Here is a 15,113-nt window from a genome sequence, read left to right on the forward strand (position 1 = left end):
GCTATTGCAACAGGTAACCCTGCGGCAGCAGGGGTTCGGGCAAGGGGCGTTCGCCGAGCGCGTCGAGCTGGTCGATCTCGATCATGCGCACCAGCGCGTCCAGCGGCAGGTCGTTCGGCTCCAGGCCGAACGGGTCTTCCATTTCTTCGCCCAGCTGGTCCAGGCCGAAGAAGGCGTAGGCCAGCACCGCCGACAGCACCGGCGTACCCCAGCCCAGCGAACTGGCCAGGCCGAACGGCAGCAGCACGCAGAACATCCACGCGCAGCGATGCAGCAGCAGGGTGTAGGCGAACGGCAGCGGCGTGGTGAGGATGCGCTCGCAGCCGGCCTGGATCGACGACATCGCGTGCAGGCGCTCCTCCAGCTGGGTGTAGAGGATCGGATCGAGCTCGCCGGCGCGCAGCGCCTGGGCCAGCTCGGCAGCGATCATCGACAGCAATGCATCCGGCACGTTCTCGCGCTGGCCCAGCTGCTCGCGTTGCGGCTTGTCCAGCCATGGCAAGGCGGCCAGGGCCACGATGCGCCCACGCAGGCGCGCGGCCAACGCATGGGCGAACGCGGTGGTGAGGTACGCGATGCGGCGACGGCGGCCGGCGTCATCGGCCAGCAGCAGGTGCACCTGGCGGGCCAGCGAACGCGATTCGTAGACCAGCTGGCCCCACAGCTTGCGGCCTTCCCACCAGCGGTCATAGCAGGCGCTGTTGCGGAAGCTGAGGAAGATCGACAGGACCAGGCCGAGCAGGGTGAACGGCGTGACCGACACGCGTTCGATGCCGGTCGGCGGGGCCAGTTCCACCACGGCCGCCACGGCAATGGACAGGATCAGGATGGCCAGCACCTTCGGCGCGATCGCTTTGACGATCGAGCCGCGCAGGATATACAGCAGTTGCCAGCCGTGGGGACGGGGTCGGATGATCATCGGGCAGCCGCGCCAGGCGCGGAATCACAGGCACGCGGGGGGCTCGCGCAGCCGCTCATTGTACGCCCCTGCCCGGCCGGCAGCCGTGTACCTGCGACGCCCTGTCGCACCCGGCGCCGGGACTCAGATCACGCCGCCGCCCAGACCCAGGCGCAGGATGCCGACCACCACCACGATGCCGTTCAGCACCAGTCCGGCCCAGGCCCGGCCGCGCTTGGTCGGGTGGGTAAACAGGATGCCCAGCGCGGCGATCACCGCGCCGACGGCGGCGAATGGGATCAGGAACCAGTTGCCCCAGCCAAGCAGCGGAATCAGCGCCAGGATCATCCACAACAGCGCCAGTACGCCCCACAACAGACTGATCACGCCCATTCCGCTCTCCCGCAGTTGGTTCGGTCTGTCCACCATAGTCGTTCCCGCAGTCGCCGCCTACTGCCGTTGGCGGGGCTGTCACCAGGCGCGTGCTAGCGTGCTGCCGTGGGTGCCCTGGCCCGGGTGTTGGCGCCGATTCAGAGTGGCCCGCCGATGATCGCAACCAGTCCTACAGGGGTCGTGCCATGAACATCCGTTGGGCCGCGCTGGCGGCCATCCTGCTGGTCGCCGCCGGTTGTGCCAGCACCTCCAAGGTCATGCTGGGGCGCGCCCGCGCGCCGATCGATCCGGCACTGGTGCAGATCTATTCCACGCCACCGGCCGGCTCGCAGGAAATCGCCCAGCTGGAATCGGCATCTGCCGTGGGCTTCGGCACGCAGGGCCAGACCGATGCCGCGGTGGCACGCCTGAAGCGTGAAGCGGCGGCACTGGGCGCCAATGGCGTGGTGCTGATGGGCGTGGGCAGCAGCGGTTCGCCGGTCGGCATGTCGGTGGGTGCCGGCACCTTCGGCTCGCATGTGGGTGGTGGCGTCGGCATCGGTATTCCGACCACGCAGAAGCGCGCCGCCGGCGTGGCGATCTGGGTACCCAATCCGGAACCGCCGGCACGGTTGCCGACCCAGGTGATCACGCCGCAACCGCAGCGGTGACCGACGCGGACAACCGCAGGTAGTGCCGGCCGCTGGCCGGCAACCTCAGGAATGCTTCCTGCCCCAAGGGAATGCCGGCCAGCGGCCGGCACTACCCCCTGCACAACCAACGCATAGCTCTGGTGGGCGCCAACCTTGGTTGGCACGGGCCCGCAGCGCCGACCAAGGCCGGCATCTACCGACACCGTTTGCCGGCCAGCGGCCGGCACTACCGGATGGCGTTCAGCGCTTGTACTTCGGCACGAATACCTTGTTCACCGCATCGGCCAGCTGGTCCGGCGGCAGCAGGCCCTGGTCGAGCAGGAAGTTGTTGAACGCCAGGCGGTCGAACTTCGCACCCAGTGCCAGCTCGGTCTGCATGCGCAGTTCGAGGATGCGGGTGTAGCCATAGAAGTAGCTGCCCGCCTGGCCCGGCATGCGCACCATGTAGCGGTCCAGTTCCTGGGTGGCCATCGCCTTGGACAGGCCGACCTGCTCCATCAGCACGCGCTCGCCGTTGGCGCGGTCGGTCAGGCCGAGGTTGAGCATCGGGTCAAGCATTGCGCGTGCGGCCCGCAGCAGGCGGAACTGCAGGGCGATCATCTGCCCGTCCAGCGGCTCGTACGGCACCATCTCGGCCTCGGCATACAGCGCCCAGCCTTCCACGTTCACCGAATTGAACGCGAACATGGTGCGTGCCAGCGAGACACCACGCTCGACCATCGCGGTGAACTGCAGCTCGTGGCCGGGGCGGCCTTCATGCGCGCTCAGCGTCCACGCCGCCGCACCGAAGTTGAAATCGTCGTACTGTGCGCCCCGGCCCGCCGCCGGGTTGCCCAGCGGCAGCACGAAGGTGCCCTGCTGCCCGGTGTTGTTGACCAGCGGCGCCGGCAGGAAATGCGGGGCCGGGCTGGCCGCGCTCTCGGCGGCCGAACCCAGGCGCATCTGCATGGCGCGCTTGGGCACGTCGACGATGGCATGCTCGCGGATCAGCGGATCGATCGCATCGATCACCTTGCGGTAGTGGCCTTCCAGATGGTCGTCGGCGATCTTGTCGGCCTTCAGCGCGCGGATCACCGCCACCGGGTCACTCGGGTCGGCCACCTTCAGGCCCTTGTCCTTCACCACCAGCGGCGCCAGCTGCTGCATCGCCGAGCGGGTTTCCATGAACTCCAGCTGCGCGCGCTGCATCAGCAGCTTCGGGTCGATATCAATGCCGACCTGCTTGAGCTGGTAGGCGTACAGCGGCGCCGGCAGGCGCGCATCGGTGCGTGCCTTCGGCAGCACGTCCTTGCGGGTCCAGGCGGCGTAGTCCTTCATCTGCCCGGCCAGGGCCTTCATTGCCTCATCGGCGCCGGTGATCTGGTACTTCTTCAGCAGCGACTCGATGCCGGTGATGTAGGTCTCGACGTTGTCCAGCGATTGCTGCACTTCGATCTTCGTCGGCTGCAGCAGGCTGCCGTCCTTCAAGCGCTCTTCGTAACGCTGGCGGGCCAGCGTGGTGAACGCGGTGCCACCTGGCTGCAGCCCGGCGTAGGCCTTGAGGCGGTCGATCGCCTTGGCCCGGCGCTCGGCCGGCACCTGGTCGGACAGCAGCAGGTTGAGGCCGCTGAAGATGGTCTGCGGCGCGTCACTCCACGGCAGCAGGTACTTCTCGTTGAGCTCACTGCCTTCGATGTTCTGGTTGGCGGCGTGGATCATGATCTCCAGGTCCTGGCGGACGTTGGGATCCTGCTCGGTGGCCAGCTTGGCTTTCAGTTCATCGCGGGCCTTGGCCATCGCGGCACGGTAGCGCTTGCCGTTGTCCGCGCCGAGGTCGGCCACCTTGTCGTCATAGCCGGGCACGCCGAAGAAGCCGGTTTCTTCCGGCTGGAACGGACCCTGCGCATCGAGCAGGATCTGCGCCAGTGCGTTGCTGCGGGTCACCCAGGCCGGGCTGGCCGGAATAGCGGCCTTGGCGGCGGGTGCCGCCAGCGCCGGCGGTGCGGACATCAGCGGGGCGGCAGTCAGGGCCAGGGCAATGGCCAACGCGATCGGCTTCATGGTGCACTCCAGGACAGGGTTGCCCGCACCCTACGCGCTCAGCGCGGTGGCGACAATCGGCCGGAGGTCACAACGCCGCGGCCAGCGGGCATTCGCCGCGTTCGCGGCAGGCCTGCAGCTCGCATTCCTGCGCGGCCTCGTCATCATCCAGCGCGGTCAGGTCGAACGTCTGCTTGTTCTCGCCCAGCACATACATCACCGGATAGTCCCAGACGTCGTCGCTGCGGGTGCCCTTCACGAACAGCCGGCCGTGCGCGCGCGGGCCTTCCAGGGCCACGGTCAGGCCGACGTCGCGCTGGCCATTGATCGCGGTCTGCATGCTGCCCAGCGGCATCGACTCGGCACGCAGCGGCTCGCCGAAGGCTTCCACCAGTTCGATGCTGCATCCGGCGCGGCGCATCGCCTCGCGCATCGGCGGGCTCTCGCGTGCCGCCTCACTCCAGCGCAGCACGCTCCAGGCCACCACGCCACCGGCACCGGCCAACACCAGCAGCACGGCCAGCGGCATCGCCCAGCGCCAGTGACGGGACCACCAGCCGGCAGGCTTCGGGCCATGGGTGGGAATCGGCGGCGGCAGTGTCATCGGCGGGCTCCTTCCCGTTTGTGCATCAGGGCTTCAGGCAGCGTCCCAGGAAGGCTTCGGCCACACGGTAGCGATGAAGGGCATCGGCGCCGGACAGGCCATGCTTGGCACCCGGATAGGTCATCAGCTCGAACGGCTGGCCGCGCTTCTGCAGCGCGCTCATCAGGCTGGTCGAATTGGTGAACAGCACGTTGTCGTCCGCCATGCCGTGGATCAGCAGCAACGGCGAACGCAGGCCGTCGATATGGGTCAGCACGCGCGCTTCGCGGTACCCCGCTTCGTTGCGCGCCGGCAGGTCCATGTAGCGTTCGGTGTAGTGGCTGTCATACAGGCCCCAATCGGTGACCGGTGCACCTGCCACGCCACAGGCGTACTGGTTCGATGCCTTGGCCAGCAGCATCAGGGTCATGTAACCGCCGTTGGACCAGCCCTGCACGCCGATGCGCGCCGGGTCCACCCACGGCTGCTGCTTCAGCCAGGCCACGCCGCGCAGCTGATCGGTCACTTCCACCGTGCCCTGCTTGCCGTACAGCGCGCCACCGAAGTCACGGCCACGGCGCGGGGTGCCACGGTTGTCCAGCGAGAACACCACGTAGCCCTGCTGGGCCAGGTACTGGTTGAACAGGTGGTCGCCACGGCCGGGCCAGCTGTCGGTGACGGTCTGGCTGGCCGGGCCGCCGTAGACGTACACCGCCACCGGGTAGCGCCTGGACGGATCGAAGCCGGCCGGTTTGATCAGGCTGTAGTTCAGCGGGGTCTTGCCGTCGGCAGCCATCAACGTGCCGAACTCCACCGGGCGCTGCGCATCGCGGTAGCGCGCATACGGGTGCTTGGGATCGGCCAGATCGTTCTCGACCAGCGTGGCGATCTTCTCGCCGTTGGCGCGGAACAGTTCGATCTGCGGCGGCGTGGTGCTGTTGGACCAGCTGTCCACGTAGACGCTGGCATTGCGGGCGAAGCTGGCGCTGTGCATGCCCGGCGCCTTCGACAGGCGCTGCGGCTCACCGCCCTGCAGCGACACCGCATAGATCTGGCTTTCGCGCGAGGTCTCGATGCCAGCACGGAAGTAGGCCTTGCCGGCCGTCTCATCCACCGCCAGCAATTCGTCCACCGGCCAGTTGCCGTGGGTCAGCGCGGTGGTCTTGCCCTTGCTGTCGATGCGGTACAGGTGCTGGAAGCCGGTGCGCTCGGACGACCACAGCACGCTGCCATCTTCAAGGAAGCGCAGGCTGTTGTGCAGCGGCACCCAGGTCGGGCTGGTCTCGTGGGCGAGCACGCGCTGGCGGTTGGAGTCGAGCGCCACTTCGACCAGCTCCAGCTGCTTCTGGTCACGCGACTGGCGCTGGAAACTCAGGTGCTGCGCATCGCGCCAATCGACGCGGGCCAGGTAGATGTCCTGTTCCTTGCCCAGGTCGATCCAGCGCGGCTGCGCATCGGCGGCCGGTGCGATCACGCCCAGCTGCACGCGCACGTTGGCGTCGCCGGCGGCCGGGTAACGCTGTTCGATCACATCGGTGCGGTCGGCGTAGACCTCGTAGCGCTTCTGCACCGGCACCGGTGCCTCGTCGATGCGGGCAAAGGCAATGGCCGAGTCATCCGGCGCCCACCAGTAACCGGTATGGCGATCCATTTCCTCGTCGGCGACGAACTCGGCCACGCCGTTGCCGATGGTGGTGCCGCCGTCGCGGGTCAGCTGCAGCTGCTTGCCACTGGCCAGATCGATCACCCACAGGTTGCGGCCGCGGATGAAGCTGACGAAGCCGCCCTTGGGCGACAGCTTGGCGTCGGTGGCGAAGCCTTCACCATGGGTCAGCTGGCGCACGGCCGCCTCGCCCTGCTGCGTGAGGTCGTACAGGTAGAGTTCGCCGCCCAACGGGAACAGCAGTCGCTGCGCGTCCGGCGACCACTGGTAATCGACGATGCCGGTCATCGCGGCGATGCGCTGGCGCTCGCGTCGGGCCTTCTCCTCATCACTGAGGGTCTCGGTGCCGGGCAGCACCACCTTGGAATCAACCAGCAACCGGGTCTGGCCGCTGCCGATGTCGTAGGTCCACAGGTCCAACTGGTTGCGGTCGCTGTCCTTGCCGCGCAGGAAACTGACCTGCGAACCGTCCGGCGCCACCTTGGGCTTCATCAGGGTCGGGCCGGACAGCGGCAGCGGGCCGGTGATGGCTTCCAGGGTCAGCTTTTCGGCGTGGGCGGCGGTACTGGTGGCGAGCATGAGGGCAAGCGAAGCGAACAGGTGGCGCATGGAGGATCCCGGCAAACGGCAGGTCCGCCTCCACGCGTGGCGCGGGACGGTCGTCCTTCCATCCTAACCAAGCCCGTGCGGGAAGGCAGCATGACCTTCTGCCCATAAGCAGTGCGGACGAGTGCCGACCAACGGTCGGCACCCACCTTCAGATGCCGGGGTCAACGCTGGCCGAACAGGTGCTTGCGCTCCTCGTCGCTGAGCGGCTTGCCGGCATTCGGGTTCACCTGCTGGCGCAGGGCATAGGCGCGCTGGGTGGCCGGGCGCGCAGCGATGGCCTCGTGCCAGCGCTTGAGGTTGGGGAACGCGGCGAAGTCCACCGGCAGCGTGTCGTAGGCGCCGATCCAGGGGTAACTGGCCATGTCGGCGATGGTGTACTCGTCGCCGGCCAGGAAGGCGTGCTGGGCCAGGCGCTTGTCCATCACCCCGTGCAGGCGGCGCACTTCGTTGTCATAGCGCTCGATCGCATACGGGATCTTTTCCGGGGCATACACATTGAAATGCCCCATCTGGCCGCTCATCGGTCCCAGGCCGGCCATCTGCCAGAACAGCCACTCCAGGGTGGTGACGCGGCCGCGTGGGTCGGTGGGCAGGAAGCGGCCGGTCTTCTCGGCCAGGTACAGCAGGATCGCACCGGACTCGAACACGCTCTGCGGGGCACCGCCATCGGCCGGGGCGTGGTCGACGATGGCCGGCATCTTGTTGTTGGGCGAAATGGCGAGGAATTCCGGCTTGAACTGGTCGCCCGAGCCGATGTTGACCGGGTGGATGCGGTACTCCAGGCCGGTTTCCTCCAACAGCAGGGTCACTTTATGGCCGTTCGGGGTGGGCCAGTAATACAGGTCGATCATGGCGTCGGCTCGGGGGTGCGGAAAGGAACCTGAAGTCTAGTGCGTGAGTTGGGTTGGCACCGTCATGGCGGGCCGGTAACCTCGCCTCTCCCCCGCAACGCAGCATCCCCCGCATGAGTGCAAACCGCCCGCCGCTCTCCCCGTTGTCCACGCTGATCTTCGCCTCGCGCTGGCTGCAGCTGCCGCTGTACCTGGGCCTGATCGTGGCCCAGTGCGTCTACGTGTTCCTGTTCGGCAAGGAACTGTGGCACCTGATCTCGCATTCGGTGTCGATGGGGGAGCAGCAGATCATGCTGATCGTGCTGGGCCTGATCGACGTGGTGATGATCTCCAACCTGCTGGTGATGGTGATCGTCGGTGGCTACGAGACCTTCGTCTCGCGCCTGCGCCTGGAAGGCCACCCGGACCAGCCGGAATGGCTGAGCCACGTCAATGCCAGCGTGCTGAAGGTGAAGCTGGCGATGGCGATCATCGGCATCTCCTCGATCCACCTGCTGAAGACCTTCATCGCCAGCGGTGCGCTGGGCGGTATTCCGCTGTGCACGCCGGAGCAGATGAGCGTGGCCGCGGCCAACATCGGTGTCGCCCGCTGCTCGATGCTGACCAAGGACGGCGTGCTGTGGCAGACCATCATCCACTGCGTGTTCATCCTGTCGGCGATCGGCATCGCCTGGACCGACAAGCTGATGTCCAACGGCCACAGCAGGTCGCACGACAAGGCGCACGACCACTGAGGTCGGCGCCACCAGCGGCTTGATCGCCACTGCCCCGTCCCGGCCCCTGCCCCTTGTACGCGGCGGTGGCCGGGATGCTAGATTGCACCCTCGCCGTTGCCGGCGGTGGCGTCGGGAAACGTCACCCTGCCGCGCCCGGACCGCAGGTCCCGGCCATGCATATCAATGATTTACGTCACGTCGTCTTCTAGAGGGGAGCAGGATGTCGCACGTCTCAACGATCACCGCCGCGCGCCGGTGGCTGCCGGTTGCCCTGGCACTGGCGCTGGCCGCCTGCTCGGGCAAGGAAGAAACCGCTGCACCGGCCCCGGCCGCCGCACCCAGCGCTGCTGCACCGGCCGCACCGGTGGTCGCCGCCAAGGTGCAGTCGATGGGCACCGAGCAGCTGCGTGAGTCAGCCAGCCAGGCCCTGCGCGAGAACCGCATGTACGCGCCGGCCGGCGACAACGCCATCGAGTACTACCTCGCCCTGCGCGACAAGACGCCGGACGACGCCTCGGTGAAGAGCGCACTGACCGATCTGCTGCCGTACACCCTGATCGCCGCCGAACAGCACCTGGGCCGCGAGGACTACACCGAAGCGCAGCGCCTGGTGGCGCTGATCGAGAAGGTGGATGCGTCCGCTCCGGCCCTGCCACGCCTGAAGGACGGCCTGGCCAAGGGCGTTCAGAACGCGGCCAAGCGCACCGAGGCCGAAGCCGAGAAGGCGAAAAAGGACGCCGAGGACCGCAGCAAGCAGCAGACCGAACAGCAGCGCCTGGCCGAGCAGCGTGCCAAGGAAGCCGACGCGGCCAAGCAGATCGCGGCCCAGCAGGACGCCGCCCGCCGCGACAACGAGCGCCAGGAAGCCGAGCGCCAGGCTGCGGCCCGCCGCGAAGCCGAGCAGAAGCAGCAGCAGGCTGCCGCCCAGCAGGCCACCGCCGCACGCCAGGCTGCAGCTCCGGCGGCCGCTGCGGCGCCGAACCTGCGCCCGGTCAGCACCCCGGCGCCGCGCTATCCGTCCGAGGCGCTGCGTGCAGGCACCTCCGGCGAAGTGCTGGTGGAAATCACCGTCGGCACCGATGGCTCGGTGACCAACGCCCGTGTGCTGCGCGCAACGCCGTCGCGCGTCTTCGATCGCGAGGCCATGAACGCGGTCAAGCGCTGGCGCTTCGAGCCGGTCAGCGCACCGGTCACCACCCGCCGCACCCTGGTGTTCGCCCCGGGCGGCAGCTAACCACGAAAAGGGGACGGAGGGGATTAAGTCGTTTCCGCCCCGCAATGACGACACGGCCCGGCATGTCCGGGCCGTGTTCGTTTCAGGAGAGGCTGTCGATCAGGCGTTGCAGTGCCGGATCACGCGCGGCCAGCACCTGGAACAGGCCCAGCGCATGCAGGCCCGGCAGCAGCGCACGCAGGTCGGCTTCGGCGGTGGCGCGGGTGGCGTCATCGCTGGCGGGGTCCTGCCAGTCACGGACGCTGGCGAGGAAGGCGCCGACGCTGCCCTTGCGCACGGTGAGACCGTTTACCTGCACCTCGTTCTGATGGTCGGGAAGGATGTCCTGGGGCTGCATGGGTGATGCTCCTGTGGGATCGGGAGCCCAGTGTGCCGCCCAGCCAGCGGCACTTCTGCCGTATAACTGCCAGTGGATATGGTAGATCAGACATCACCCGCGTTGATTGACCCCACCTTGGCGAACGCCGAAGGCGATCCCCTCGTCATGGCCTCCCAGCTGCGGGTGCCGGGACGGCGCCGCACCGCACGCCACCAGCACGTGCGCGGCCAATTGCTGGGTGCCCACCACGGCCTGCTGCGGATCGAGGCCGGCGATCTGCACTGGTTGCTGCCGGCGGGGCATGTTGCCTGGATTCCGCCCTTGCTGCCCCACGCCCTGCTAGGGGCAGAGGCATTCGATGGCTGGAGCCTCTACTTCAACGCCGAAGCCTGTCTGGACCTGCCCGCCGTGCCGCGCATTTTCCAGCCGAACGTGCTGTTGCAGGCCGCGATGATGCGCGCACTGAGTTGGCCACATCAGGCGCTGGACGCCGCGCAGGTACGCCTGGCCGGCGTGATCGCCGATGAGATCGCCGCCAGCACGCCTTTGCCGCTTGCCTTGCCACAACCGCAGGATCGACGGTTGCGGCGGATCGCGGCGGCGCTGGCACGGTCGCCGGACGACCTGCGCAGCGTCGAAGCGTGGGCAGCCGCCAACGGACTGTCCAGCCGCAGCCTCGCCCGCCGTTGGCAGGCCGAAACAGGCATGACCCTGGGCCATTGGCGGCAACGCCTGCGCGTGCTGCTGTCACTGCCACGTCTGCTGGCCGGCGAGCCGGTGATCAACGTTGCGCTGTCGATGGGCTACGACACCCCGAGCGCGTTCATCACCGTGTTCAAGCGCGAGATGGGGGTGACGCCCGCGCGGTATGCAAAAGGGGACGGAGGGAATTAAGTCGCTTTTGACTCTTCCGACACGGCATCGCGGTGTTGCCTGATGTTCGGCTTCGCGGCCGCAATGACAGGCTTAAATCCCGTCCAGTCTCCCGATCCGATGCCCCGACAAGCGCGCCTGATGCTGGCAGGCCAGGCCTATCACGTGATCCAGCGCGGTGTGAACAAGGGCGCGATCTTCGTCGACGACATCGACCGCCAACTGTTCCTGCATCTGTTGCACAGCGCATTCCTCAAGCACCACGTCGCATTGCATGCCTATGTGCTGATGGGAAACCACGTTCACCTGTTGGCCACGCCCTCCACACAGCAGGGTCTGGCTGGTGCAATGCGCATGCAGGGCAACAACTACGTGCAGGCCTTCAACCAGCGGCACGGGCGCAGCGGACCTCTGTGGCAGGGCCGCTTCCATTCCTCAATGATCGACAGCGATGCGTATCTTCTCAGCGTATACCGCTATATCGAACGCAATCCCGTCCGTGCAGGAATTGCTGTCAGCGCTGAAGATCACCCATGGTCCAGCGTGCATGGCAACCTTCAACGACGCGATGATCCGATGTTGACGCAACATCCCGCGTTCAAGGCACTGGCAGCGACCGGTCTGAAAAGGGCGACGTTGTATGCCGAATTCCTGCGCGATGTGAATGCGTCCGCCGACGTACCCGCGATCCGCAACCACAGCGCCAGACAACGCCCGATGGGGAACGATGCATTCCTGCGGATGGTGGAGCAGACGTTGGGGCGCCCGGTGGAGATGCGCGGACGAGGACGCCCGCGCAAGGAGGGGACGGGAGAGGCAAAAACGACTTAATCCCCTCCGTCCCCTTTTTGGGTCAACCAGAGATGGCCAGGCGCTCGTTGTGGTAGCGGCGCACGGCGGCGAACCACAGCACGGCGGCCAGGCCGAGGCTGGCGCCGAGGTAGATCGCCCAGACTGCCGGGGTGATGATCTCGTGGCGGATCACCTTCAGCAGCATCTGGTTCTGCGACAGGAACGGCACGGCGTACTGCCACATCTCGCTCTTCAGCGGATAGGCCACCAGTGCGTAGCCGGGCAGCATCGGCAGCAGCATCAGCCAGGTCATGTGGCTCTGCGCTTCCTTCATGCTCTTGGCCGCGGCCGACAGGAAGGTCAGCAGCGAGGTGCCGATCAGCAGCATCGGCAACATCACCAGCAGCATCTGCAGCATCGAGCCGACGTTCATGTTGAACTGGCGGCCGATGTTGCCGGGTGCGATCTGCGCGCTCACCTTGAACGCGACCAGGGTCAGCAGCAGCGACACGAAACCGACCACGCAGGCGGCGGCGATCTTGCCGCTGACGATCGCGCTGCGCGAACCCGGCGTGGCCAGCAATGGCTCCAGCGACTGCCGCTCGCGCTCGCCGGCGGTGGCATCCATGACCAGGTAGGCGCCACCGATGAACGAGGTCAGCGTCAGCAGTACCGGCAGCAGCATCGACAGGATCATGCCGCGCTTGGCCTCGGCACTGGCCAGGTCCTGGCGCGCCACGTCCAGCGGGCGTGCCACCTGCGCGTCGATGCCGCGTGCCATCAGGCGCAAGGCACCGACCTGGCCGTTGTAGGTGGCCAGCGCCGCCTCCAGGCGTGCACTGGGTACTTCGGCCGCGCGACGCGTGCTGTCCTTGATCACCTCCACCAGCGCCGGCTTGCCCTCGGCCCAGTCCCTGCCGAAATCATCGCCGATGCGCAGCGCCACATCGATGTCCTGGGTGCGGATGGCCTCGGCCAGGTCCTTCGGTGCCGGTGCGGCATTGAGGCCCTGCGCGGCGAGGAAGCGCACCAGGTTCGGCGCGTTCTCGGCGCCGATGGTCGGGATCTGCAACGGCTCTTCGATCTGGGTACGCACCCGGCTCTCGGCCAGCTTGCCCATGCCCAGCAGCAGCACCGGGTACAGCAGCGGCCCGAACAGCAGGGTCAGCAGCAGCGTGCGGCGGTCACGCGACAGGTCGCGCAGTTCCTTGCGCATCACCGTCATCAGGGTCGACATCATGCTCATGCGTGCAGGCCCTCTTCGCTGCCGATCAGTTTCACGAACGCATCTTCCAGGTTGGCTTCGCCGGCCTGCGCACGCAGCTCGTCGGCGCTGCCGGCAGCCATCACCGTGCCCTTGGCGATGATCACGATGTGGTCACACAACGCCCCCACCTCCTGCATGATGTGGCTGGACAGGATCACGCAGCGCCCCTCTTCGCGCAGGCCCAGCAGGAAGCGGCGCAGTGCGCGCGTGGTCATCACGTCCAGGCCATTGGTCGGTTCATCCAGGATGACGTTGCGCGGGTCGTGCACCAGCGCGCGGGCAATCGCGGTCTTGGTGCGCTGGCCCTGCGAGAAGCCATCGGTCTGCCGGTCGAGGATGTCACCCATGTCCAGCGCGTGCGACAGCACCTCGATGCGTTCGCGGATGCGCTCGGCCGACAGGCCGTGCAGTTCGCCGAAGTAAGCGATGTTCTCGCGCGCGGTCAGGCGCTTGTAGACGCCACGCGCATCGGGCAGCACGCCGAGGTGGCGACGTACCTCCACCGGATTGCGCGCCGCATCGATGCCATCGACAGTGATGCTGCCCTGGTCGGGCGTCATCAGTGTGTAGAGCATGCGCATGGTGGTGGTCTTGCCGGCACCGTTGGGGCCGAGCAGGCCGGTGATCTGCCCATCCCGGGCGCGGAAGCCGACGTTGGCGACCGCCTGGATGCGGCCCGTGCGGGTGTCGAAGGCCTTGTGCAGGTTGTCGGCGACGATCATGGTTCCCATCCGTTGAACGAGGTGAACGCCGGCACGTAGCTCAGCGTGTCCAGGCAGCCGGCATCCAGCGCCTTGGCATCGGTCTTGTCGATGAACTGTCCGAGCAGGCGCGGCATGCAGCCGGCGGTCAACGTGCCATGGCCCTGGCCACGGGCGACCAGCGCACGGCCGTTGGGCAGGCCCTTGAGCACCTGTGCGGCGTAGCGCGGTGGCGTCACCGGGTCCAGCTCACCGGACAGCAGCAGTGCCGGCACGTCGCTGCGCAGCGGCACGGCATCGGTTGCCGGCGCCGGACGGTGCGGCCACGCCGGGCAGGCCGCGAAGAACGCACTGGCCACCTCGTTGCCGAACAGCCGCTCGGGATCCTCGGCCGGCGCGTGGTAGCGCGGCGCATCCTCGCTGCAGATCACCGACCACTGCATGCCGCGGTTGATCTGGAAATCCATGCTGCGGTTCGCGCCGCGCGCCAGCGATGCCAACGGGGCATAGCGCCCGTGTGCGGCTTCATCCAGCACCAGTGGCAGCAGCGAGGAATACTGCGGCACGTAGGAGAAGGCGAAGGCAAGGCCGACCACGCTGTCCGGCGTCAGGACATCCTGCCGGGGTGCGTTGGTACCCGGGTCGCGATACTCGACCGAGACCGGTGCACGGCGCAGGGTGTCGACCACGCTGCGCAGCTGCGCGCGGGTATCGGTCGGGAAACGCTTGCTGCATGCGGCATCCTTGCGGCACTGCGCCGACTGCAGGGCGATCGCATCCTCGAAGGTGGTTGCGAAGTCGCCACCGACCACCAGCTCGTTCGGTACCACGCCATCGATGACGATGCTGCGGGTGTGCTGCGGGTAGGCCCCGGCATAGCGCTGGGCCACGCGGGTACCGTAGGAGCCGCCAACCAGGTTGAGCTGGTCCACACCGAGCGCCGCACGCACCGCATCCAGATCGGCGATCGCCTCGGTGGTGGTGTAGAAGCGCGCATCGGCACGCCCCTGCAGCGATGCGGCACAGCGCTGGGCGTAGTCGCGCAGCGATGCCTCGGAAGGCGCGGCATCCTCGTCCAACTGCAGCGGCTTGCCGTCCGCGCCCAGGCAGCTGAGCGGGTTGGAGCCGCCGGTGCCGCGCTGGTCGATCAGGAACACGTCGCGCTGCTTGCGCACCTGGCGCAGTGCAGTATCGACGATGACCGCCACCTCGCTGGCCGCCTGGCCGGGGCCGCCGGCCAGGAAGAACACCGGGTCGGGCTGGCTGGCGCCGCTGCTGCCCGACTCCAGCCAGGCAATGCGCAGGCCGATCCGGCGGCCATCGGGCTGGGCCCGGTCCTCCGGCACCTGCAGGGTGGCGCACTGCGCCTCCACGTTGGCGCTGGCGCCTTCGGTGGACAGCGTGCAGGGCTGGAAGTCGATCGTGCCGAAGCGGCGGCTGGGTGCATCGCTGGCGCTTCCGGCGTCGGCCGGCGCCGGCTGGCTGCACCCGGCAAGCATCAGGCTGGCCAGCATCCCGGCCAGCGCGAGGTGGTGTCTTTGCATCGTGCTCGTTTCCCCTGGA

At 67.7% G+C, this 15,113-nt stretch carries 15 protein-coding genes; 5 read left to right on the top strand and 10 right to left on the bottom strand.

Annotated elements, in window-relative coordinates; all coding sequences use genetic code 11:
• Position 1 precedes the first annotated feature (1 nt).
• Complete coding sequence (locus tag ACMGRF_RS17485) at positions 2–919, bottom strand: bestrophin family protein (RefSeq protein ID WP_414485433.1); 918 nt, start codon at positions 917–919, stop codon at positions 2–4.
• A 123-nt stretch (positions 920–1,042) separates the two neighbouring features.
• Entirely contained in the window at positions 1,043–1,291 is a 249-nt protein-coding gene (locus ACMGRF_RS17490) for a hypothetical protein (RefSeq protein WP_005420185.1), read from the bottom strand.
• A gap of 185 nt (positions 1,292–1,476) precedes the next feature.
• On the opposite strand from ACMGRF_RS17490, the gene ACMGRF_RS17495 reads away from it, so the two are divergent.
• Positions 1,477–1,941 carry a hypothetical protein gene (locus tag ACMGRF_RS17495; RefSeq protein ID WP_049439393.1) on the top strand — a complete coding sequence of 155 codons (465 nt, stop codon included), beginning with the start codon at positions 1,477–1,479 and terminating at the stop codon, positions 1,939–1,941.
• A gap of 222 nt (positions 1,942–2,163) precedes the next feature.
• Here ACMGRF_RS17495 and ACMGRF_RS17500 read toward each other — a convergent pair whose 3' ends face one another.
• The 4 genes from ACMGRF_RS17500 to ACMGRF_RS17515 all read right to left on the bottom strand — a co-directional run bounded on the left by ACMGRF_RS17500 (position 2,164) and on the right by ACMGRF_RS17515 (position 7,648).
• Positions 2,164–3,963: a DUF885 domain-containing protein gene (locus tag ACMGRF_RS17500; RefSeq protein WP_414485434.1), complete on the bottom strand. Its 1,800-nt coding sequence runs from the start codon at positions 3,961–3,963 to the stop codon at positions 2,164–2,166.
• A 67-nt stretch (positions 3,964–4,030) separates the two neighbouring features.
• Positions 4,031–4,546 (bottom strand): cytochrome c oxidase assembly factor Coa1 family protein, encoded by a 516-nt coding sequence (locus tag ACMGRF_RS17505; RefSeq protein ID WP_049414402.1) that lies wholly within the window; start codon positions 4,544–4,546, stop codon positions 4,031–4,033.
• Between the two features lie 25 nt (positions 4,547–4,571).
• Positions 4,572–6,797 carry a S9 family peptidase gene (locus ACMGRF_RS17510; RefSeq protein WP_414485435.1) on the bottom strand — a complete coding sequence of 742 codons (2,226 nt, stop codon included), beginning with the start codon at positions 6,795–6,797 and terminating at the stop codon, positions 4,572–4,574.
• Positions 6,798–6,958: 161 nt separating this feature from the next.
• Positions 6,959–7,648: a glutathione binding-like protein gene (locus tag ACMGRF_RS17515; protein WP_049439397.1), complete on the bottom strand. Its 690-nt coding sequence runs from the start codon at positions 7,646–7,648 to the stop codon at positions 6,959–6,961.
• Positions 7,649–7,761: 113 nt separating this feature from the next.
• Between ACMGRF_RS17515 and ACMGRF_RS17520 the strand changes: the two genes are divergently transcribed.
• On the top strand, positions 7,762–8,382 hold the full coding sequence (locus ACMGRF_RS17520) for a TIGR00645 family protein (protein ID WP_049439399.1): 621 nt from the start codon (positions 7,762–7,764) through the stop codon (positions 8,380–8,382).
• A gap of 202 nt (positions 8,383–8,584) precedes the next feature.
• Entirely contained in the window at positions 8,585–9,598 is a 1,014-nt protein-coding gene (locus ACMGRF_RS17525; protein WP_049414406.1) for an energy transducer TonB, read from the top strand.
• An 82-nt stretch (positions 9,599–9,680) separates the two neighbouring features.
• On the opposite strand, the gene ACMGRF_RS17530 is transcribed toward ACMGRF_RS17525, so the two are convergent.
• Entirely contained in the window at positions 9,681–9,935 is a 255-nt protein-coding gene (locus ACMGRF_RS17530) for a hypothetical protein (protein ID WP_099485746.1), read from the bottom strand.
• 78 nt (positions 9,936–10,013) lie between these two features.
• On the opposite strand from ACMGRF_RS17530, the gene ACMGRF_RS17535 reads away from it, so the two are divergent.
• Positions 10,014–10,811, top strand: a complete 798-nt coding sequence (locus tag ACMGRF_RS17535; protein ID WP_099485743.1) for an AraC family transcriptional regulator — start codon at positions 10,014–10,016, stop codon at positions 10,809–10,811.
• A 99-nt stretch (positions 10,812–10,910) separates the two neighbouring features.
• Positions 10,911–11,621, top strand: a complete 711-nt coding sequence (locus tag ACMGRF_RS17540; RefSeq protein ID WP_049439403.1) for a transposase — start codon at positions 10,911–10,913, stop codon at positions 11,619–11,621.
• Between the two features lie 22 nt (positions 11,622–11,643).
• On the opposite strand, the gene ACMGRF_RS17545 is transcribed toward ACMGRF_RS17540, so the two are convergent.
• The 3 genes from ACMGRF_RS17545 to ACMGRF_RS17555 are packed head-to-tail and all read right to left on the bottom strand — an operon-like array spanning position 11,644 to position 15,094.
• Positions 11,644–12,828, bottom strand: coding sequence for an ABC transporter permease (locus ACMGRF_RS17545; protein ID WP_100478928.1), 1,185 nt, complete (start codon positions 12,826–12,828; stop codon positions 11,644–11,646).
• Positions 12,825–13,571, bottom strand: coding sequence for an ATP-binding cassette domain-containing protein (locus ACMGRF_RS17550; RefSeq protein ID WP_049414411.1), 747 nt, complete (start codon positions 13,569–13,571; stop codon positions 12,825–12,827). Before ACMGRF_RS17550 ends, ACMGRF_RS17545 begins: the two co-directional genes overlap by 4 nt.
• On the bottom strand, positions 13,568–15,094 hold the full coding sequence (locus tag ACMGRF_RS17555) for an alpha/beta hydrolase (RefSeq protein ID WP_049414412.1): 1,527 nt from the start codon (positions 15,092–15,094) through the stop codon (positions 13,568–13,570). The genes ACMGRF_RS17550 and ACMGRF_RS17555 overlap by 4 nt, the downstream gene beginning before the upstream one ends.
• Positions 15,095–15,113: the final 19 nt, after the last annotated feature.

Origin of the sequence: Stenotrophomonas sp. EMP41 (assembly GCF_047495535.1) — a bacterium.
In the GTDB taxonomy this organism is placed as follows: Bacteria; Pseudomonadota; Gammaproteobacteria; order Xanthomonadales; family Xanthomonadaceae; genus Stenotrophomonas; species Stenotrophomonas sepilia.

Coding starts and splice junctions, on each gene's coding strand:
- ACMGRF_RS17485 (WP_414485433.1), bottom strand. CDS start 919: ATGATCATCCGACCCCGTCCCCACGGCTGGCAACTGCTGTATATCCTG.
- ACMGRF_RS17490 (WP_005420185.1), bottom strand. CDS start 1,291: ATGGGCGTGATCAGTCTGTTGTGGGGCGTACTGGCGCTGTTGTGGATG.
- ACMGRF_RS17495 (WP_049439393.1), top strand. CDS start 1,477: ATGAACATCCGTTGGGCCGCGCTGGCGGCCATCCTGCTGGTCGCCGCC.
- ACMGRF_RS17500 (WP_414485434.1), bottom strand. CDS start 3,963: ATGAAGCCGATCGCGTTGGCCATTGCCCTGGCCCTGACTGCCGCCCCG.
- ACMGRF_RS17505 (WP_049414402.1), bottom strand. CDS start 4,546: ATGACACTGCCGCCGCCGATTCCCACCCATGGCCCGAAGCCTGCCGGC.
- ACMGRF_RS17510 (WP_414485435.1), bottom strand. CDS start 6,797: ATGCGCCACCTGTTCGCTTCGCTTGCCCTCATGCTCGCCACCAGTACC.
- ACMGRF_RS17515 (WP_049439397.1), bottom strand. CDS start 7,648: ATGATCGACCTGTATTACTGGCCCACCCCGAACGGCCATAAAGTGACC.
- ACMGRF_RS17520 (WP_049439399.1), top strand. CDS start 7,762: ATGAGTGCAAACCGCCCGCCGCTCTCCCCGTTGTCCACGCTGATCTTC.
- ACMGRF_RS17525 (WP_049414406.1), top strand. CDS start 8,585: ATGTCGCACGTCTCAACGATCACCGCCGCGCGCCGGTGGCTGCCGGTT.
- ACMGRF_RS17530 (WP_099485746.1), bottom strand. CDS start 9,935: ATGCAGCCCCAGGACATCCTTCCCGACCATCAGAACGAGGTGCAGGTA.
- ACMGRF_RS17535 (WP_099485743.1), top strand. CDS start 10,014: ATGGTAGATCAGACATCACCCGCGTTGATTGACCCCACCTTGGCGAAC.
- ACMGRF_RS17540 (WP_049439403.1), top strand. CDS start 10,911: ATGCCCCGACAAGCGCGCCTGATGCTGGCAGGCCAGGCCTATCACGTG.
- ACMGRF_RS17545 (WP_100478928.1), bottom strand. CDS start 12,828: ATGAGCATGATGTCGACCCTGATGACGGTGATGCGCAAGGAACTGCGC.
- ACMGRF_RS17550 (WP_049414411.1), bottom strand. CDS start 13,571: ATGATCGTCGCCGACAACCTGCACAAGGCCTTCGACACCCGCACGGGC.
- ACMGRF_RS17555 (WP_049414412.1), bottom strand. CDS start 15,094: ATGCAAAGACACCACCTCGCGCTGGCCGGGATGCTGGCCAGCCTGATG.